This is a genomic window from Vibrio sp. Vb2131 (assembly GCF_033338535.1).
GTDB classification, from domain to species: Bacteria; Pseudomonadota; Gammaproteobacteria; order Enterobacterales; family Vibrionaceae; genus Vibrio; species Vibrio alginolyticus.
In genome coordinates, this window is sequence record NZ_JAWOSW010000002.1 from 193,417 (window position 1) to 212,617 (window position 19,201).

Consider the following 19,201-nt stretch of genomic DNA (forward strand, 5'->3'; position numbering starts at 1 on the left):
GCTAGCATGAGCCCATTCCAGATAACTTTGGGCTTGTTATGACTCCGACTGTTGACCACGTACTCCTTAATATCGCGCTAAACCTCAGCTCAAATCGCTCTCACGAGCAGCAATATCAAAATCTCATTGATGGGGTCGCGCAAGTATTCCCATGTGATGCGAGCTGCCTGTTTATCTTCGATGAGGATGGGTTTCTAACTCCTGTCGCGGTAAAAGGCTTATCCAGCTCGGTCTTAGGTCGTCGCTATTTCCCCAAGGCGCACCCTCGCTTAGATGCCATTATTCATAGCCGTGAACCGGTGCGTTTCGATGCCGATTGTTCACTGCCGGATCCTTTCGACGGCACACTATTAACTGAAGACCAATGCATTGATGTTCACGATTGCATGGGCTTTAGCTTGTATGTCGAAGGCCAACTTGTTGGCGCACTAACGATGGATGCCCTAACGGTGGGCGCGTTTGATGACATCGATCCTGTCGCTATCGAAACCTTTGCAGCTTTGACCGCTGCGACATTGCGTAACATTGCTCAATTAAAAGCGCTCAAAGCGCAAAACCAGAAGCAAAAAAGCGTCACTCAAACCCTTATCCAGCAAGCCCGTTCTCAACATGGTGAAATGGTGGGTTTGAGTCCACAGATCAACCAGTTACGAAACAACATTGCGACTGTTGCTCAATCAGATTACGCGGTACTTATCACAGGAGAGACCGGTACTGGTAAAGAACTGGTCGCGCACTCGGTACACGCGCAATCTCATCGTAGCGATAAGCCGATGATTTACGTCAACTGTGCGGCCCTGCCTGAAGGTCTGGCTGAGAGTGAACTGTTTGGCCATGTCAAAGGCGCATTTACAGGTGCTAATAGCCACCGTGCCGGTAAGTTTGAACTGGCAGACGGTGGAACGATTTTCCTTGATGAAGTGGGCGAACTGCCTTTGATTTTGCAAGCAAAATTGCTGCGCGTAATTCAGCAAGGCGAGCTGCAACGTGTGGGTAGCGATCAGCATTTGATGGTCAATGTGCGCATCATCGCCGCGACCAATCGACAATTAGAAAAAGAGGTCGAAGCTGGCACGTTTCGAGCAGACCTTTTCCACCGTTTAAACGTGTTCCCAATCCAAGTCCCCCCACTGCGTGCCCGTGACGGGGATATTCCCGTTTTAGCAGGATACCTGTTAGAAAAAGTACGCCAACAATTTAATGCGCCCAACCTGCACGTTCACCCTAAGGTGTTGGCTCAACTGGAGTCTTCACCTTGGTACGGAAACGTACGCGAGCTCGAACATACGTTAACTCGCGCGGCTTTACACGCCATTCAACAAGGCGCAAGCACGATCATGCTTAACCATTTCGACACCTCATTGGCTCTCGATGATGTAAAAAACACATCGCATTATCTGCCTAAAGAAAGCCAGCCAATGCGAGAGCTAATAGAAAGCTATCAACGTGATTTAATTGAACATGCTTTGAGCCAAACTGGTGGCGTTTGGGCAAAAGCAGCGGAGTTTTTACAAATGGATCGCGGGAACTTATATCGGATGGGTAAAAAGCTCGGGATCAATAAATAACCGACCACAAGAAGTCGATGTGATTAAGACATCAACTGCGTTGTCTTAATTACATCAACCACTCTCCTAAATCTGATAAAATTCAATACAAATCAACAAGATAATAATTGGCACACATTCTGCTCTCTAGTGGTCAACATCACGACTATTAAAACAATCACTGGAGAACCCAATATGTTCTGTATTCAATGTGAACAGACAATTCAAACCCCTGCTGTTAAAGGTTGTTCTTTTGCACAAGGTATGTGTGGTAAAACTTCTGAAGTATCTGACCTTCAAGACGTGTTGGTTTACACACTGCAAGGGGTTTCTTTTTGGGCATCAAAAGCACTTGAATTCAACATCATTAACGATGAAATCAACCAATGGGCACCAAAGGCATTTTTCTCTACATTGACGAACGTAAACTTTGACCCTGAACGTGTCCTAGAGCTAACTTCTCAAGCGGCAACGTACAAAGCATTGCTAAAAGAGCAAGTAATGTCTGCTGCAACACTCGCCGATACCGAAGTTGCTGACATCCCTGTTGTTGCTCACTTTGAGCTACCAAAAAGCGCAGAAGCAATCTTAGCTTTTGCTCCTCAAGTCGCGGTTAACCGTGGTAAGGACCAAGTACATGAAGATGTTATTGGCCTACGCCTACTTTGCCTATACGGCCTTAAGGGTGCCGCAGCATACATGGAGCACGCACGTGTTCTTGAGCAAACCAACAACGATATCTATGCCGAATACCATGAAATCATGGCGTGGTTGGGCACAGACCCTGAAGATCTAGGCGAACTACTTGATTGCTCAATGCGCATCGGCCTGATGAACTACAAAGTGATGGAAATGCTCGACCAAGGTGAAACAATGACCTTCGGCCATCCAGAACCAACCACGGTGAACGTCAAGCCAGTAAAAGGCAAATGTATTCTTGTTTCTGGCCATGATTTACATGACCTAGAAAAAATCCTGCAACAGACTGAAGGCAAAGGCATTAACGTTTATACCAACGGTGAAATGCTGCCTGCACACGGCTACCCTGAGCTGAAGAAATATCCTCATCTTGTCGGCAACTACGGCAGCGCATGGCAAAACCAACAGAAAGAATTCGCAAACTTCCCTGGCGCAATCGTAATGACGTCAAACTGCTTGTTGAATCCAAATGTGGGTCAATACGCAGACCGTTTATTCACTCGTAGTATTGTTGGCTGGCCTGGTGTGGCTCACATCGAAGGCGATGATTTTAGCCAAGTGATTGAATGTGCTCTAGCGCAAGATGGTTTCCAACACGATGAAATCGAACACCACATCACGGTTGGTTTTGGTCGAAATGCACTGATGAACGCCGCCCCTGCGGTTATCGACCAAGTGAAGCAAGGCAACATCAAGCACTTCTTCCTAGTCGGCGGTTGTGACGGCGATAAAGCGGAACGTAGCTACTACACCGATTTTACGGCTGAAGCACCAGAAGACACGCTAATCCTGACCTTGGCGTGTGGTAAGTTCCGCTTCAACAAGAATACGTTTGGCGATATCAACGGCATTCCTCGCCTATTGGATGTGGGCCAATGTAACGATGCTTACTCTGCAATCCAGCTTGCACTTGCACTGGCGAAAGAGTTTGACTGTGACATCAATGAACTGCCACTCACGCTTGTGCTTTCTTGGTTCGAGCAAAAAGCGATCGTTATCTTGCTAACGCTATTTGCATTGGGCGTGAAAGGCATTTACACAGGCCCTACTGCACCGGTATTCCTAACGCCAAACCTAATCGCCATCATCCAAGAGAAGTTCGATATGCGCAGTATTGGCAATGTTCAGGATGATCTAAAAGCCATCCTGGCAGCTTAATAAACCTGCTTGTTACGCGCCTCCTTACGTGGAGGCGCTATCTATTTCGAACTAAAAATAGCCACAACCAAAGAGATTGTTATGTTTTTTGAATGGCAAGGTAACCAACCCGTCACACTCCGTTGCATCGACAAATACTTCGAAACACACGACACCGTCAGCATCAAATTGGCTGAACTAACCGAGTCACTTCTGTTTCAGTTTAAGCCTGGCCAGTTTATTAACTTAGGCGTGGAAATTGATGGAAAAATGGAGTTTCGCGCCTATTCAATCAGCTCTATCAATGAAGACGATCACCTTCAACTCACCATCAAACGAGTATCTGGCGGTAAAGTATCGAACTACATCGTTGACTCGCTGCTGCTTGGTGATACCGTTCAAGCATTACCACCAGCGGGCGAATTTAACTGCATTGACCATCCACCCGTTTTACGTGATGGCGAAACAAAAGCCTTGCTTATCAGTGCAGGTTGCGGCGTCACGCCCGTATTTTCGATGGCAAAACACTGGCTGAGTAATCAAGATGAAAACGACAACGATGTGGACATCGCATTTCTTCATATCGCACGCAGCCCAGAAGAGACGATTTACTACGACCAGCTAGAAACGTTCGACGCTGTGTATCCCACCTTCCATTTAAAGCTGTTGCTGAAAAACCGAGAAGGAACATCGCACCCACAAGGTCGTTTGAATGCCGACTGGCTTAAAGAGCTTGTTCCTGATTTCAAACAGCGCACCGTTTACCTGTGTGGTCCAAGCCAGTTTATGCAAGATGTTCACGGCTATTTGAATGACCTTGGTTTTGACATGACGAACTTCTACCAAGAGAGTTTTACGCCAGCGACTGGCGCAGAATCATCGGTCTCCGATGAGACGGTTAACGTTTCTGTTCCTGATTTTGCTCAAAGCATCGATGCTCAAAAAGGTCAGGTACTGGCCGATGTGCTCGAAGGCGCAGGTTTACCATTAATCGTCGCTTGTCGAAGCGGGATTTGTGGCTCGTGCAAATGCAAGGTTCGTAAAGGCAACGTCTCTTCCACTAGCCTAGAAACATTGACGCCAGAAGAAATTGAACAAGGCTATGTGCTCGCCTGCTCATCAACCATCGAAGCGGATCTTGAAGTGCAGATCGGTTAATGCTGCTGGTATCGATCTTTTATTGTTTCCCGTCATTCCGACGAGCCTAGGCGAGGTCAGGAATCTAATATCAGCGTGTTAGGAATAACTCACTCTGATAATAGACTCTGAATCACACTCGCGTCTCGCTATTCAGATTAACGGGGTATCGTGGAAATGCCAGCCGTACTCAAACGGCTGGTATTATAGATAGGTACAACTTTCGTTTCGTCGTCATTGCTTCTCGCTAAACAGCAACACTTTCAATGCTGCTTCGCTGTCTACGTCCATAAACTCTGGTGGGTTATCCAGACGCTCACGGTATGTCAACTCTGGCGCTTCGTCTTTCATGCTTTCAATCAAGAAGTCGCTTGTCACAGATGGCGAGTTCACACATGCCATCACTTGACCGCCGTCTGCCAACAAATCCGGTAATCGACGTAGAATCTTTTTGTAATCTTTAGTCAGCGCAAAGCTGCCTTTCTGGAATGAAGGCGGATCGATAATGATCAAGTCATACTGACCAGATTTCTTAATCTTACCCCAAGATTTAAAGATATCGTGCCCCATAAAGCTTACCTGGTTGATGTTATGACCATTTAGCTTGTGGTTCTCACGACCTTTAGACAGCGACGCTTTCGCCATGTCGACGTTAACCACTTTATCTGCGCCACCCGCAATGGCAGCGACAGAAAAGCCACAGGTGTAAGCAAACAAGTTAAGCACGTTCTTATGCTTCGCATTTTCGCGTACCCAATCACGACCGTAGCGCATGTCCAAAAACAGACCGAAGTTTTGGTTGCGGCCAATATCCAATTGGTATTTCAAACCGCTTTCTTCAACGACAGGGCGAGCGTCTAATTCACCGACAAGCACTTCTGAAGGCGCACCATCGGCATAACGGTGCTGAAGAACCATAGTGCGACCTTGCTTATCTGCCCACAGTTGTGATTGTGCCAACGCATTGAGGCCGCTTTTCAGCTCAGCGAGAAACGCGTCGTCGACTTCTTTAAACAAGTTGATGATCAACTGACCTTGTAACCAGTCACAGGTGATTTGCTCTAGGCCCTCAAAACGACGACCACGACCATGAAACAGTCGACGAATTTCGTTCGGAGCTTGCGCGAGCTCGGTTTCTAGATGCTGAAAAAACAGCGGAAGTTGTGATACTTGCATCGAGTTCTCTTATTAGTTTTCTTTGTGACGGTTATTTGATCGTAGGCCAGCTCAGTTCCCAAGGGGAAAGCCAAGTATCCAAACCCTGAGAGACGATTTCATTGTGCCATTTGTTACCCAGCACTTGGTATTCTCGTGGATCGCAAACAAAGCGATATTGCTCATCTCGGTATTGGAAGCAAAGTGAAAATGCATGCAGGTAACCGCGATCAGCCTCATTGCCTGCATTGTAAATCGGGTCGCCAACAATACCTGAGCCAACCGATTTTAATGCCACGCGGATTTGATGCGTTTTACCAGTGTGTGGCTTACATAAAAATAGGCGCTCTCCGGGCTCTGCCGCAAGAGAGAAAAACTGGGTGACGGCTGGGTTATTTTTGCTGTTGACCAGCTTCCATGATGAACGGCGCGAACGCTCCATATCACCAACGACCAAACCTTGTTTCTTTTTCGGCTTTTTAGAGCCAATCGCTAGGTAGAACTTTTCTACTTGGCGGTCAGCGAAGGCTTGCGATAACGCACTGGCCGCTTTGGCGTTGCGTCCGAGGAGCAGAATACCCGATGTCATTTTATCCAAGCGATGGATAAGATAGAGCTGCTGATCACCACTCTGCTTAGCCACTTCTTGCAGCAGCATTGTGTCGCCATCGTCTTTATGAACAGAGACGTTGGGATGCTTATTGATGATCAGAAAATCGGGATGGGTATGTAGAATATCGAACATAAAAAAACTGGCTCCACGTTTGGAGCCAGCAGTATACATAAGTTATCGGACAAAGCTATCGAGGCTTGCCCTAAGGCCTGAGCTAGAGCTTTCTAGAGAAAATACCAGCAAGACCAATGATTGCGATACCCAGCAGCATGATTTCACCTTTACCACTATCAAAGCCAGACTTAATCCCCATGAAGGCAACAATAGCAATCGCAACAGGAATCAGGTATTTAACTAGGTTGTACCACAATCCAAATAACGGGAAGGATACTTCGCCGTCATTAGTGATCTCTTTTTCTAGCTCAGCACGGCTTAGGCGCCATCCAGCAAAGATACAAACCAACATACCACCAACCGCTAGGAAGATTTTGTCCGTTAGCAAGTCGAAGATATCAAAGGCACCGGTACCAAACAGCGTTGGTCCCATTCCACCTAACGATAGTGACGCAAAAATACATAATGCCGCCATAACTGCGCTTGCAGACAGAACTGCGTTAGAGCGCTTCATGCCTTTCTCGTCGATTAGGTAAGACACGACAACTTCCAATAGTGATACTGAAGAAGTTAATGCCGCCACCGTCAAACCGATGAAAAATAGCAACGCGAATAGCAACCCAATCACTCCGCCCATTTCAGCAAATAGCTGAGGAACGACAACGAATACAAGACCAGGGCCTGCTGCAGGCTCCATGCCAAAGGCAAACATTGCTGGGAACATAGCAACACCAGCAAGAATCGCGACACCAGTATCCATCGCTGTAACCATACCGGTTGTTTGAACTAGGTTCTCTTTCTTCTTCAGGTAAGAACCGTACGTCATCATACAACCCATACCTAAGCTAAGTGAGAAGAACGCCTGTCCTAGTGCAGCAAGAACCACGTTGCTGTCGACTTTAGAAAAGTCCGGCATGAATAAGAACTCAAGGCCAGCCATTGCACCTGGCAGCATTAAGCCCTTAACAGAAACAACGATTAGGATTAAGAACAGAAGCGGCATCAGAACCTTACCGGCTTTCTCAATACCACCCGAAATCCCTTTCATCACGATCATGACGTTAAGGAACAGGTAAACACCCATCCACATTAAAGGTTGAATCGGATCTGAGATGAAACCGCCAAAACTGTCGCCAATTGCTTCTGGCGCGCTGAGTAGACCACCACCCACTTTAAAGATGTAGGCCAATGCCCAACCACCAACCACAGGGTAGAAGCCCATGATCAAAAGACCACTGAAAACTCCCATAACGCCAGTGAACGTCCAGCGTCGGTCAGTTGTTTTGAATGCACCTACGGCAGAAAGACCTGTCTTACGACCAATAGCGAACTCTGTCAGCATCACGCTAAAGCCGATAAAAATTACAAAGATAAGATAGATAGCAACGAATACACCGCCGCCACTCTCACCTGCTGTGTAAGGGAATTTCCATATATTGCCTAAACCGACAGCGGAACCCGCTGCTGCCATTACGAAGCCTAGTTTAGACCCCCACGTATCACGTGGTGCTGCTGTATTAGTTGTAGCCACGCTTTTTCTCCAAAATTAGTTTGTTGTGTATGCATAGAGATAGGCGTCTAAAAAGTTTATGTAAAAATTATTGTACACTTATAAAATAAGCGTTCGACGCACTATATCTAGAAAGTAAAGCAGCTCCCCTTTAAAATTGGAACCCCAAAAAAGTACATTTATCGCACAAGTGTCGAGTTACGCAGGTTAAATGCTGCTTTTTTGTTCAAAAGTTAAAGAATGACCTTATTTTTCACATTAAAATAACAGAATCAGCTGTTATGAAATTCGTTCCTCATATAAGGTCAATCCCACGTCTAAATGGGAAATCTATTCCCCCAACCCACTTTTATGCTTAATATCCTAGAAGGGCATATTACTCTGAGCGTATATGGACAAGTTTTATCACTTTCTTACTTTAGCTGGCATCGGGCTATATTGGTTACTGGTCGCAGGTGTGACCATTCGTGTCGTTTTAAAGCGCCGTGCAGTGAGCGTGTCTTTAGCTTGGCTAATGATCATTTATATCCTTCCCGTTCTGGGTGTCGCATGTTATTTCCTCTTCGGTGAACTGAACTTAGGCAGAAAGCGAGCCGAACGTGCGAAAGAGATGTTTACACCATTCGAGAAGTGGTTCAGTCAGCTTAACGACTGTAACGCGCACAACCCAGAAACGATGGGAAGGCACATCTACCGAATTGATGAACTTTGTAACAACCGCCTTGGTCTTCCCGCATTGAGCGGTAATACATTGTCGCTGCAACAGTCACCTAATGAGATTTTGCATTCCATTATTGAAGACATCGAAAACGCGCAGAGCAGTATTCGAATGGTATTCTACATTTGGCATCCGGGTGGTTTGGCTGACTCTGTCGCTTCTGCGCTTATTCAAGCGGCTAAACGCGGCGTAGATGTCAAACTATTGCTCGATTCAGCAGGTAGTCCACGTTTTTTCAGAAGTCCTTGGTATCGAATGATGCAGGATGCTGGAATTGAAGTTATTCAAGCGCTAGAAGTGAAGATGTGGCGTATTTTCTTACGTCGTCTTGATCTTCGCCAACATCGCAAGATCATCGTAATTGATGATGAAATTGCTTATACCGGTTCAATGAACCTGGTTGACCCGGCTTACTTCAAGCAAAACAGTGGCGTCGGGCATTGGGTGGACATCATGGTTCGCATTACGGGACCAACGGTAAACGTATTGAGTGCCATCCACTGTTGGGATTGGGAAGTCGAAACTGGCGAACGTCATTTACCAAGACTACCTGAATGCAAGATCGATGAGAGTGAATTCCAACACCCTATTCAGGTTGTGCCTTCTGGCCCAGGTATGCCGGAATATCTGATCTATCAAGTATTAACATTGGCAATAAACCAAGCCAATCGCTCGGTACGAATCACAACACCATATTTCGTGCCCAATGCTGATTTACTCGAAACGTTAAAGATGACAGCACAACGAGGCATTGACGTTGAACTCATTATTCCCCATAAAAATGACTCTATGATGGTGCAATGGGCGTCACGCGCTTTTTATAGTGAGCTCTTGAGTGCAGGGGTCAAGATTTATGAGTTTTATGGTGGTTTGCTGCATACAAAATCTGTCGTAATTGACGACCAATTCTGTTTAGTTGGCACCGTAAACATGGATATGCGCAGCTTGTGGCTGAACTTCGAAGTGACCCTCGCCGTTGATGACGAAGAGTTCACCAAGCAAATGTCTTGGTTACAAGATAGCTATATTAAGCAATCTCACACTGTTGTATTGGAAGAATGGGAGAAAAGGAGCCTATTTTCTCGGTTCTTAGAGCGAGTGTTCTATCTCTTCAATCCACTCCTCTAATACCTCAAATACACCGACTAAAAACCTCCAGCGCTACATGCATCCTGCTGGAGGTTTGTTCTTTTAGCTCCCTATCTACACGATACCTCTCGACATCATTACCTGTTCATCTTGGCTGTTATTGGCTGATAGTTGACTTTTCCCTTGCATAACCTACGTCGTCCATGTTTTAAATATTCAAAACCGCAATATTTAAGACAGGGAACTTTTATGTCAGAGGGAAAAAAAACCAAACTCATTACCGCTGGCCGCGATAAAAAGTGGACAAATGGTGTTGTAAACCCACCCGTTCAACGCGCTTCAACCGTGGTATTCAATACCGTTGCAGAAAAGAACCAAGCCACCATTAATCGTGCAAACAAAACATTGTTTTATGGTCGCCGAGGCACCAACACGCACTTTGCTTTCCAAGACGCAATGGTTGAGATTGAAGGTGGAGCTGGTTGCGCGCTTTACCCTTGTGGAACGGCAGCAATTTCAAATGCCATCCTCTCTTTCGTTGAAACTGGCGATCACATTCTAATGGTGGACACTTGTTACGAACCAACTCGTGACTTTTGTAACACCATCATGAAGAAAATGGGCATCGAAACCACCTATTATGACCCAATGATCGGTGAAGGTATCCGAGACTTGATTCAGCCGAATACCAAAGTCCTTTTCTTGGAGTCTCCTGGTTCAATAACCATGGAAGTCCAAGATGTACCTACATTAGCACGCATTGCCCATGAGCAAGATATCATCGTGATGCTAGACAATACATGGGGAGCTGGCGTGAACTTCTCTCCTTTCGAGCATGGCGTAGACATTTCCATTCAAGCGGCAACTAAGTATATCGTTGGACATTCAGATGTCATGCTAGGTACTGCTGTGGCTTCTGAAAACTATTGGGATCAGCTTCGTGAACAAAGCTACCTGATGGGTCAGTGCGTTTCTCCTGACGACGCATACCTAGGTCTTCGAGGTATTCGCACGTTGGATGTTCGCCTAAGACAGCACGCAGAAAGCAGTTTAAAAGTCGCTCAGTGGCTCGCTTCTCGCCCAGAAGTTGATCATGTCCGCCATCCAGCTTTAGAAACAAGCCCTGGCCATGAGTTTTTCAAACGAGACTTCACAGGTGGAAACGGCTTGTTTTCATTTGTTCTCAAAACGTCTTATCCAAAAGCGACGACGGCTCTGCTTGATGGTATGAAACACTTCAGTATGGGTTACTCTTGGGGCGGTTATGAAAGCCTCATTCTAGCTAACGAACCTAAGAGTTTTAACAGCCTAAGAACCGTAGCTCACCCACACTTTGAAGGTACTTTGGTTCGTATTCATATTGGCTTAGAAGACGTAAATGACTTGATCGCTGATTTAGAGGCTGGTTTTGCGCGTTATAACGCCTTAATGCTTGAAAAAGAAGTCTCCCTATAACAATGATTGAATCGCCCTGCATTGCGGGGCGTTTTTATAACTCCCTGACTTAATTAGAATTAACTAACATTCACCCGAACCATTAATTAATGTTAATCATTTGTGTTGTTTTTCAATTGAGCAGTCACAGAATGAAATAATGTGCCACAAATAGGCTTTCCAAATTTAGAGTTTCTCTCCTACTTTTTATCATTCATAAGAGGTCATACCACAAGGAGATAGTTTTGAAACTCAAATTTATAGCGCTAATGCTTTTTACCTTAATTACCGTCCCAATAACCTCCGTATCCGCTGCAACAGGTTATACCCAAACCAAGTATCCGATTGTTCTGGTTCATGGATTATTTGGTTTTGATACCCTCGCAGGCGTAGATTACTTTTTCGGAATACCACATTCCTTAACAAAAGATGGCGCTACGGTTTATGTTGCACAGGTATCCGCGACCAATAGCAGCGAAGTTCGAGGGGAGCAACTGCTTGCTCAAGTAGAAACCTTACTTGCAGCAACAGGCGCAGAGAAAGTCAATCTCATTGGTCACAGTCATGGTGGTCCAACAACGCGCTATGTTGCCTCTGTCCGTCCTGACCTAGTCGCATCAGTTACGAGTATAGGTGGCGTTAATAAAGGGTCTAAAGTGGCAGATTTAGTTCGTGGCACCGTATCTGAGGGTTCGGGTAGTGAGCAGCTCGCGGTAAAACTGGCGCAAGGCTTAACTACTCTTATTAATCTTCTATCAGGTGGTTCTGCTCTCGACCAAGACCCTTTAGCCTCACTAGCAGCATTAACCACGGAAGGATCATTAGCGTTTAACCAACGCTACCCGGAGGGAGTCCCTACCAGTGAATGTGGTAATGGCGACTTGCTAGCTTCAAATGGCGTTTATTACTACTCATGGACCGGATCATCCACTTTTACAAACGTTTTCGATCCGACTGACGCTGCCATGATGGTACTTGGCTTAGCCTTTGATGGGCCGAATGATGGCTTAGTTGGTGCGTGCAGCACACATTTAGGCAAAGTCATACGTGATGATTATCAAATGAACCATTTGGATGAAATTAACGGTCTACTCGGTATTCATCATCTTTTTGAAACCGATCCAGTCACGCTTTATCGCCAACATGCAAATCGTCTCAAACTTCAAGGTTTATAAGAGGTCATCACAATGAAGAAAGTCGCTCTCACCACTTTTATCCTGCTCTCGATATTTGGCGTGGGAGCGCTTTCTCTGTTGCAAAGCGACAAACAACAAGAGATAACCTCTAACCATTCGCAATCTCAGCAAGATATAGCCGCCGATGTCTCTTCTCCAAAAGATTTCTTCGAATATTCTCTTAGCCGGCTGGGCGAAGAAGATCTCGATACGATCAAAGCGGAAGTCAATGATGACACTTTAGCAAAGCAAACTCTGAATATTGATGCCAAACTTTTTCAAACCTACCTTTCCTACAAGCAAGCACTCTCTGCATTAGAGCCTTTTGAGCACAATCACCTAACGCTTGAACAGTTAACCATGCTGAATGAAGCAATACTGAACTTACAGCTTCAATACTTTAGCGAGGCGCAGATAACCCAATTGTTTGACGAAGAAAACCGACTTCGCCAACTTGCTTTAGAAAAGCTGACGATTAAAACACAGGCATCGGATATCGAGAGTCAGATCCACCTTCTCAATCAAGCGTTATCAGAACAACCGGATTACATACGAGAAAGTGAACGCAATAACGCATTAGCAAAGCAGCTCGAGCAAGCTTCTCAGCTTGATTCACAAGACAAGTACATCGCCCGTGTTGCTCTGGTAGGAGATGCCGGAGCGCAGAGGCTGCAAAAGCTTGATGAGCAAAGAGCATCATTTGAGACTCAACTCGCCACTTATTTAAAGCAGCGTCAAAATATTCTGAATAGAGATTTTCTAGGGCAAGACGAAAAACAGGCAGAAATCATTGCTTTAAGAAAACAAAGCTTCGATGCCACTCAATGGCGTCGAATCGAAGCTTTGGAACGTATTCATGATAGCCAGAACTAACAACATTAGCTTAATAGCCAAACGTTACTTATTCTGCTTTTTAGGACATCCAACGATATGGTCATCCACCATGCCGACGGCTTGCATGAAAGCATAACAGATGGTTTCACCGACAAACTTGAAGCCTTTCTTTTTTAGGAATTTACTCATGGCTTTGGATTGCTCTGTCGAAACTGGCACGTCACTCATATGTTGCCATTGATTAATGATTGGTTCGCCGTCCACGAACTGCCACAACGCGTCTGATAAACTTCCGTATTCAGCAATTAACGCTTTGGCCGCTTTGGCATTACTGAAAACCGAGTTAATCTTTCCGCGATGCCTTACAACATCGAAGTTTTCCACGATGTATTCAGCGCGTTCTTCATTTCTTTGTTCCAACGCATCTAGATCGTAATTCTCGAACGCTTCTCTGTAACCTTCGCGCTTTTTAAGGATGGTGATCCAACTAAGACCAGCTTGCGCACCTTCCAAAGTAATAAATTCAAACAGGACTTGGTCGTCATATACTGGCACGCCCCATTCGGAATCATGATATTCGCGCTCTAATGGGTGATTCATCGCCCACGCACACGTTTTTTGTTCTGTCATTATTCTTCCTTAAAAAGCGCCTCTAACTGATGAGCTAGAGGCGCGATATTTTTCATCGTTATATCAGTAGCACTAAGCCTGTTTCGGTACTGCCACTTTATGGAACAAACGATACAACACTGGCACGACAATCAGTGTCAGGACTGTCGCAAAACCCAAACCAAACATAATCGTAACCGCCATTGGTTTGAAGAAAATATCTGGCAACAGTGGGATCATACCAAGGATCGTCGTGATAGCAGCCATACAAACGGGACGGACGCGACTTACCGCAGCATCAACGACCGCGTCATAAGCCTCTTTACCGGACTTCATTTCAATTTCAATTTGGTCCAGTAATACGATGCCATTTTTGAGCACCATTCCCGATAAGCTTAAGAAGCCGAGCAATGCCATAAAACCAAACGGCGTGTTGAGTGCCAACAAACCAGTGGTGACGCCAATTAACGCCAGCGGTACGGTAAGCCAAACAATGAGTGGCTCTTTGATAGAGTTAAATAGGAATACAGTGATCAAGAACATGAACAAGTACCCCATTGGCATGGTAGTAAACAGCGACTCTTGAGCATCACCAGAAGATTCGTATTCACCACCCCACTCTAAGGAATAACCTGGTGGTAATTGAATCGCTTCGATTTGGGGCTGTAAGCGTTTTTGCAATGTCGATGCGGTTTCTTCACCTAGAATATCAGGGTCTGCCATCACAGTGAGCATACGCTTACGGTTCTTACGTACAATAATAGGGTCCTCCCAACGCATGTCGTAACCCATTGTGACTTGTTGAAGTGGGATAAACTCACTCTGTGCTGGACTCCATATTTTCATGCCTTCGATGTTACGAATATCAATACGTTCATCTTCAGGTAAGCGAGCCACGATAGGCATGAGCGTCGTGCCGTCTCGGTATAAGCCTATCGTCATTCCAGAGAATGACATGGACAAGAAATCATCGACGTCCGATTTGGTAATGCCATAGCGACGTGCCTGACTCTCGTTAAACTGAGGTTCAAGAACTTGGGTTCGTTCACGCCAATCATGCCTGATATTTGTTGCCTGAGGGTCGGCGTACATGATGTCCTTGACCTGAGCGGCTATCGTACGAAGGACGGTTGGATCTGAGCCAATAATACGCGCTTCAATTTTTGCACCACCACCAGGGCCTAACTCAATCTGTTTGAGCTTGTAATTGATTTCTGGGTAGTTGGCTTTTAAATACTCTCGAAACTTCGCCATTAATGGTTTTAACGCTTCGTAGTTTTCCATACGAGTGGTTATCTCACCATAAGCCGCATAACTTTTCTCTGGCGCGTACGTTAACATGAAGCGCTGTAAGCCTTTACCCGCGGTCGTCGTGATATGGTCAACATGCTCTTGCTTAGCTAACCAACTTTCTAACTCTTTAAGCGTTGTGTTAGTTGCTCGAATATCAGTTCCTTCTGGCATCCATACATCTAACTGAAAAATCGGCGTTGTCGAAGATGGGAAAAACGCTTGCTTCACAAAGGTGAACCCGTAAACACTTGCCGCTAATCCCGCAATCAGCACCACAACGGTAAACCAAGCACGACGCATACAAAACTGAAGAAACTTTTTATAAATAACGAAAATAACCCCGTTATATGGATCATTTTCTTCCCCTTCACCTTGTTTAATCTTCTGGCCTTTAAAGAAGATGTCAGCAAAGAATGGTGTCAACGAGATAGCGGTAAACCAGCTCAACATTAAAGAGAGCAGCAGAACCGTAAATAAAGTGCCACAGTATTCGCCCGTCGAGTCTTCAGACAGTCCAATTGGCGCAAATGCAGTTACCGCAATCACAGTTGCCCCAAGTAATGGCCACTTTGTTTGGGTAACAATGTCGGTCGCTGCTTGGAGTCGAGTTCGCCCTTTTTGAGTACCAATCAAAATCCCCTCAACCACAACGATGGCATTGTCCACCAGCATACCTAACGCGATAACCAAGGCACCTAATGAAATCCGCTGCAAATCTATCGCGAGATACTTCATGAAAATGAACGTACCCAACACCGTCAGCAGTAAAATTAAACCGATAAGCAGCCCCGAACGTAGCCCCATAAAGAACAGAAGTACGATAATGACGATACCGACAGCTTGAGCCAAGCTGACAACAAAACCGCTAACCGATTTATCCACCTCTTTAGGCTGACTGTAAATTTCCGAGATTTCGATACCGACAGGTTGTTGGTACTTTAGCTCGGCAAGGCGATGATCAAACGCTTTTCCGACTTCAACGACGTTGACGCCTTCAGCAAAAGAAACACCCACGTTTAGTGCAAGACTTCCGTTAAAATTAATAATATTACTCGGTACTTCTACGTACCCGCGTTTTATTTCCGCCACATCTTTCAAGAAAATGAGCCCCTGAGCGCCCGACTCAGTAATCAACAAATCACCCAGCTCCTCCACACTCTGGAACTCGCCAGTCGGCTGAATTCTGATGTACTCGTCACCAATTCTGATCGCTCCTGCGTCAGAAACCACGTTTTGCGTCGAAAGAAGATTAAACACGGTATCCGGAGCAAGACCTATACTGCTCAGCTTTTTCATTGATACTTCGATGAAAACTTGCTCTTGCTGTTGCCCGGATACCGAAACTTTACTCACGCCATCAACCAGTTCGAGCTCTCGGCGTAAGTAATCGACGTAATCCAGTAGCTCTTTATAGCTATAACCGTCGCCAGTCACCGCTAACAAAATCCCGTAAACATCACCAAAATCATCGATCACTTGAGGTTCATTCACACCTGGAGGCAACGTCCCTTTAAGGTCGTTCACTTTACGGCGCAACTCATCCCAAATTTGTGGTAGATCATCAGGGCCATAATTGTTCTTCATCGTGACCGTGATTTGAGATAAGCCTCGGCTAGAAATCGAATTTACTTCATCAACATAAGTAAGCTGCTGAATCGCTTTTTCGATTGGATACGTCACTTCTTCTTCGACTTGTTGCGGTGTCGCACCAGGGTAAGAGGTCACTACCATCGCATCTTTAATAGTAAAAGCAGGGTCCTCAAGACGCCCTAAACCAAAGAATGCGGCGATACCACCAATCAAAAATATCAGTGCGACCATCCAACTGATGACGCGATTTCGGATGAAGTACGCAGCAATACCGGTCACATCATCATCACTTTGAGGCACTGATTTATTAAGATCGCTCATAGACCGGCCTCCTGCGTAGCCATTTCCTGTATCACTTCCACTTTCATGCCATCCCTTAATCGAGAAACACCGGCAATCACAACTTTGTCTTTGAGCATGAGACCATCAAGGATTTGAATGGACGTTTTAGATGCCTTACCTGCTCGCACCTGTTTGCGCGATACCGTATTGTCGTCATTCAGTACCCAAACAAATTTGTTTTCGCGCCCCAGCTCGTCACCATCCGCATTAAAAATGGCTTCGATAGGGACATTAATTCCTAGGTTGAGATCAAGCCCAACATTCTCGTCTTTAGACGTTACTTCAACAGCCATCCCATCTAGGATGTACTCTTCTTCCGGCATAGGAAGCGACAGTGTGACAGTAAACGTACCTGTTGTTGGATCGGGCTCAGTCGTAAATTCTTTTACCGTCGCGTTATATTCGTTACCGCTGGGCACGCGCACTAATGCTTTGATCGCGGTAAGCCTTTCTTCCGTTGGCGGTTGGTTCACATAGAGGCGGTCTGGAAGCTGAATCAACACTTCGACTCGCTCCAAGCTGTGAATATTAACGATATGCTGTCCGACTTGAACATTTTCGAATTGGTCGATATTAACTCGCGAAATAATCCCATCCACGGGCGCTTTTAAGGCAGTAAATGATAGACGAAGTTTGGCTAACTGAAGCTCAGCTAAGGCGATTTGTCGTTGTGCTGCAATTTCATCAAACTGAGACTTAGCTAATAGGCCTTTATCAACCAAAGGGCGTGAGCGGCGATACTGACTGTCGACAACAGAAAAACGCGCACTCGCATTATCTACATCCAACTCATAGTCCGTGGGATCTAGCGTTGCAATAACATCACCCTTCGTGACTTTGTCGCCCTCTTTTACCATGATGCGGCTGACTTCTCCTGCCACTCTGAAGCTCAAATGAGAGCGATCCGCTGCATTCGCAACCGCAGGGAAGTACAAGTTGTCGTCCACCTTGTTTCCCGCTAATGACGTAACCCTAACTCGTGGCGTTTCGAGCTCTTTTTCTGGCGCCTTATCCCCACAGCCAACGAGAAAAAGCGTTGAAAGTAAAGTCGCTAGAGAGATGATTCCTTTCATATTACAACCCTCTTTCCTTAATCCACGCTCTTACCTTAATTCCGGGTTCAATTACACTGACACCCGAGATAATGATTTGGTCGCCATCGTTAAGCCCGGCTAACACTTGATTTTTGTCATTCATCTCAATTGCGGCTTTGGATACAATGCCTTGCTCATCGACACGCCAAACGTATGTTTTGCCGTTCTCTTCTAGCAACGCGGAGTTAGGAATCTTTGTCGCTCCTGCACTTTTGGACAGGAGGTAAGCATTGCCAGACATTCCCGGCAAAAGGCCAATTTCTGCTGGTCGCTCCATAACCATCGTGACTTTGTAACTGCCCGTTTTAGGATCGGCCTCTGTATCGATTTCCTGAAAGGTTAAATCAAAGGCTCGCTCGGGGAACGCATCAAATATCATTCTGGCAGAGACATCGCTCCCCTGCGTGTAACGATTTAGAAGATAGTCTGGGATTTGGAATATCACTTTGAGGAGTTGGTTGGACTGAATATTCATCACCCCTTCTTTCGCGGCAACATATTCATGGTTTTCTGCTGGAATGTACGAAATGGTGCCATCATATGGCGCGAAAAGTTTGGTATACCTTAAGTTTGCCTTTGCTTGATTCCATTGAGCTTTTGCCGAGTTGTGGTTCGCTTTTGCCTCATCAAAATCTTGCTCAGATACTACTTGGTCTTTACGTAGCTTTTGGTATCGCTTGTATTGCACATCTGCGAGCAAAAAATTTGCCCGAGCTTGCTGTTCGAGCAGAGAATATTCATCTGGGTTTAATGACGCCAAAACATCACCTTTACTGACGACTTGACCTTCATTCACTTCTATCGTTTGAAGAAGCCCAGGAACTCGAAATGTCAGTACTGCTCTATCGCCAGCTTCCGTAGTGGCAGGAAAATGTCGCTCAAACTGGGCATTGCCAACAGATACTGTAAATAGCTTCGCAGGGCGCGATTCAGGTTCAGGAACAGGAGGAAGTTCTTTACCGCACCCCGACAAGACAGCCGAGATGGCAATAGGAATGAGCAATTTTCTCATTACATTCATCCATAAAAATTGGGGGATTATTTTTAAAGTAGATGAATTTTGAACGAACTTCCAGAGCAGAAAAGATTAATAGTGCTTTAAAATTAGTAA

At 45.6% G+C, this 19,201-nt stretch carries 14 protein-coding genes; 7 read left to right on the forward strand and 7 right to left on the reverse strand.

The features are described 5' to 3' along the window. Positions 1-38 precede the first annotated feature (38 nt). From norR to R7E38_RS03000, 3 genes are all read left to right on the forward strand, one after another. The gene (gene norR, locus R7E38_RS02990) at positions 39-1,568 is read left to right on the forward strand and encodes a nitric oxide reductase transcriptional regulator NorR (RefSeq protein ID WP_226082886.1); all 1,530 of its coding nucleotides are present in this window, start codon (positions 39-41) and stop codon (positions 1,566-1,568) included. Between the two features lie 174 nt (positions 1,569-1,742). Beyond that, positions 1,743-3,404 carry a hydroxylamine reductase gene (hcp, locus tag R7E38_RS02995; protein ID WP_226082885.1) on the forward strand — a complete coding sequence of 554 codons (1,662 nt, stop codon included), beginning with the start codon at positions 1,743-1,745 and terminating at the stop codon, positions 3,402-3,404. Between the two features lie 81 nt (positions 3,405-3,485). Continuing rightward, the gene (locus R7E38_RS03000; protein WP_226082884.1) at positions 3,486-4,541 is read left to right on the forward strand and encodes a hybrid-cluster NAD(P)-dependent oxidoreductase; all 1,056 of its coding nucleotides are present in this window, start codon (positions 3,486-3,488) and stop codon (positions 4,539-4,541) included. Positions 4,542-4,754: 213 nt separating this feature from the next. Here the strand turns inward: R7E38_RS03000 and R7E38_RS03005 are convergent, their stop codons facing one another. The 3 genes from R7E38_RS03005 to R7E38_RS03015 all read right to left on the reverse strand — a co-directional run bounded on the left by R7E38_RS03005 (position 4,755) and on the right by R7E38_RS03015 (position 7,873). Beyond that, on the reverse strand, positions 4,755-5,696 hold the full coding sequence (locus R7E38_RS03005) for a class I SAM-dependent methyltransferase (RefSeq protein WP_226082877.1): 942 nt from the start codon (positions 5,694-5,696) through the stop codon (positions 4,755-4,757). Positions 5,697-5,727: 31 nt separating this feature from the next. Further along, positions 5,728-6,420, reverse strand: a complete 693-nt coding sequence (locus R7E38_RS03010) for a TIGR01621 family pseudouridine synthase (protein WP_086046635.1) — start codon at positions 6,418-6,420, stop codon at positions 5,728-5,730. Between the two features lie 82 nt (positions 6,421-6,502). Then, positions 6,503-7,873 (reverse strand): sodium-dependent transporter, encoded by a 1,371-nt coding sequence (locus R7E38_RS03015; protein WP_238853030.1) that lies wholly within the window; start codon positions 7,871-7,873, stop codon positions 6,503-6,505. A 430-nt stretch (positions 7,874-8,303) separates the two neighbouring features. Between R7E38_RS03015 and cls the strand changes: the two genes are divergently transcribed. The 4 genes from cls (at position 8,304) to R7E38_RS03035 (ending at position 13,201) form a co-directional block, all read left to right on the forward strand. Next, entirely contained in the window at positions 8,304-9,758 is a 1,455-nt protein-coding gene (cls, locus tag R7E38_RS03020; RefSeq protein WP_005378105.1) for a cardiolipin synthase, read from the forward strand. A 210-nt stretch (positions 9,759-9,968) separates the two neighbouring features. Continuing rightward, positions 9,969-11,174, forward strand: coding sequence for a cystathionine beta-lyase (locus R7E38_RS03025; RefSeq protein ID WP_318081673.1), 1,206 nt, complete (start codon positions 9,969-9,971; stop codon positions 11,172-11,174). 248 nt (positions 11,175-11,422) lie between these two features. Continuing rightward, a complete protein-coding gene (locus R7E38_RS03030) occupies positions 11,423-12,328 on the forward strand; it encodes an esterase/lipase family protein (protein WP_226082945.1) in 906 nt (301 codons plus the stop codon). A gap of 12 nt (positions 12,329-12,340) precedes the next feature. Next, positions 12,341-13,201 (forward strand): lipase secretion chaperone, encoded by an 861-nt coding sequence (locus R7E38_RS03035; protein ID WP_226082873.1) that lies wholly within the window; start codon positions 12,341-12,343, stop codon positions 13,199-13,201. Between the two features lie 24 nt (positions 13,202-13,225). Here R7E38_RS03035 and R7E38_RS03040 read toward each other — a convergent pair whose 3' ends face one another. From R7E38_RS03040 to R7E38_RS03055, 4 genes are all read right to left on the reverse strand, one after another. Continuing rightward, positions 13,226-13,792, reverse strand: a complete 567-nt coding sequence (locus R7E38_RS03040; protein ID WP_017634671.1) for a DNA-3-methyladenine glycosylase I — start codon at positions 13,790-13,792, stop codon at positions 13,226-13,228. A 72-nt stretch (positions 13,793-13,864) separates the two neighbouring features. Further along, complete coding sequence (gene vmeI / locus R7E38_RS03045) at positions 13,865-16,975, reverse strand: efflux RND transporter permease subunit VmeI (protein ID WP_226082872.1); 3,111 nt, start codon at positions 16,973-16,975, stop codon at positions 13,865-13,867. Then, complete coding sequence (locus R7E38_RS03050; RefSeq protein ID WP_005378112.1) at positions 16,972-18,069, reverse strand: efflux RND transporter periplasmic adaptor subunit; 1,098 nt, start codon at positions 18,067-18,069, stop codon at positions 16,972-16,974. The genes vmeI and R7E38_RS03050 overlap by 4 nt, the downstream gene beginning before the upstream one ends. Position 18,070: 1 nt before the next feature. Beyond that, positions 18,071-19,102, reverse strand: a complete 1,032-nt coding sequence (locus R7E38_RS03055) for an efflux RND transporter periplasmic adaptor subunit (protein ID WP_042522033.1) — start codon at positions 19,100-19,102, stop codon at positions 18,071-18,073. Between the last annotated feature and the right edge of the window lie 99 nt (positions 19,103-19,201).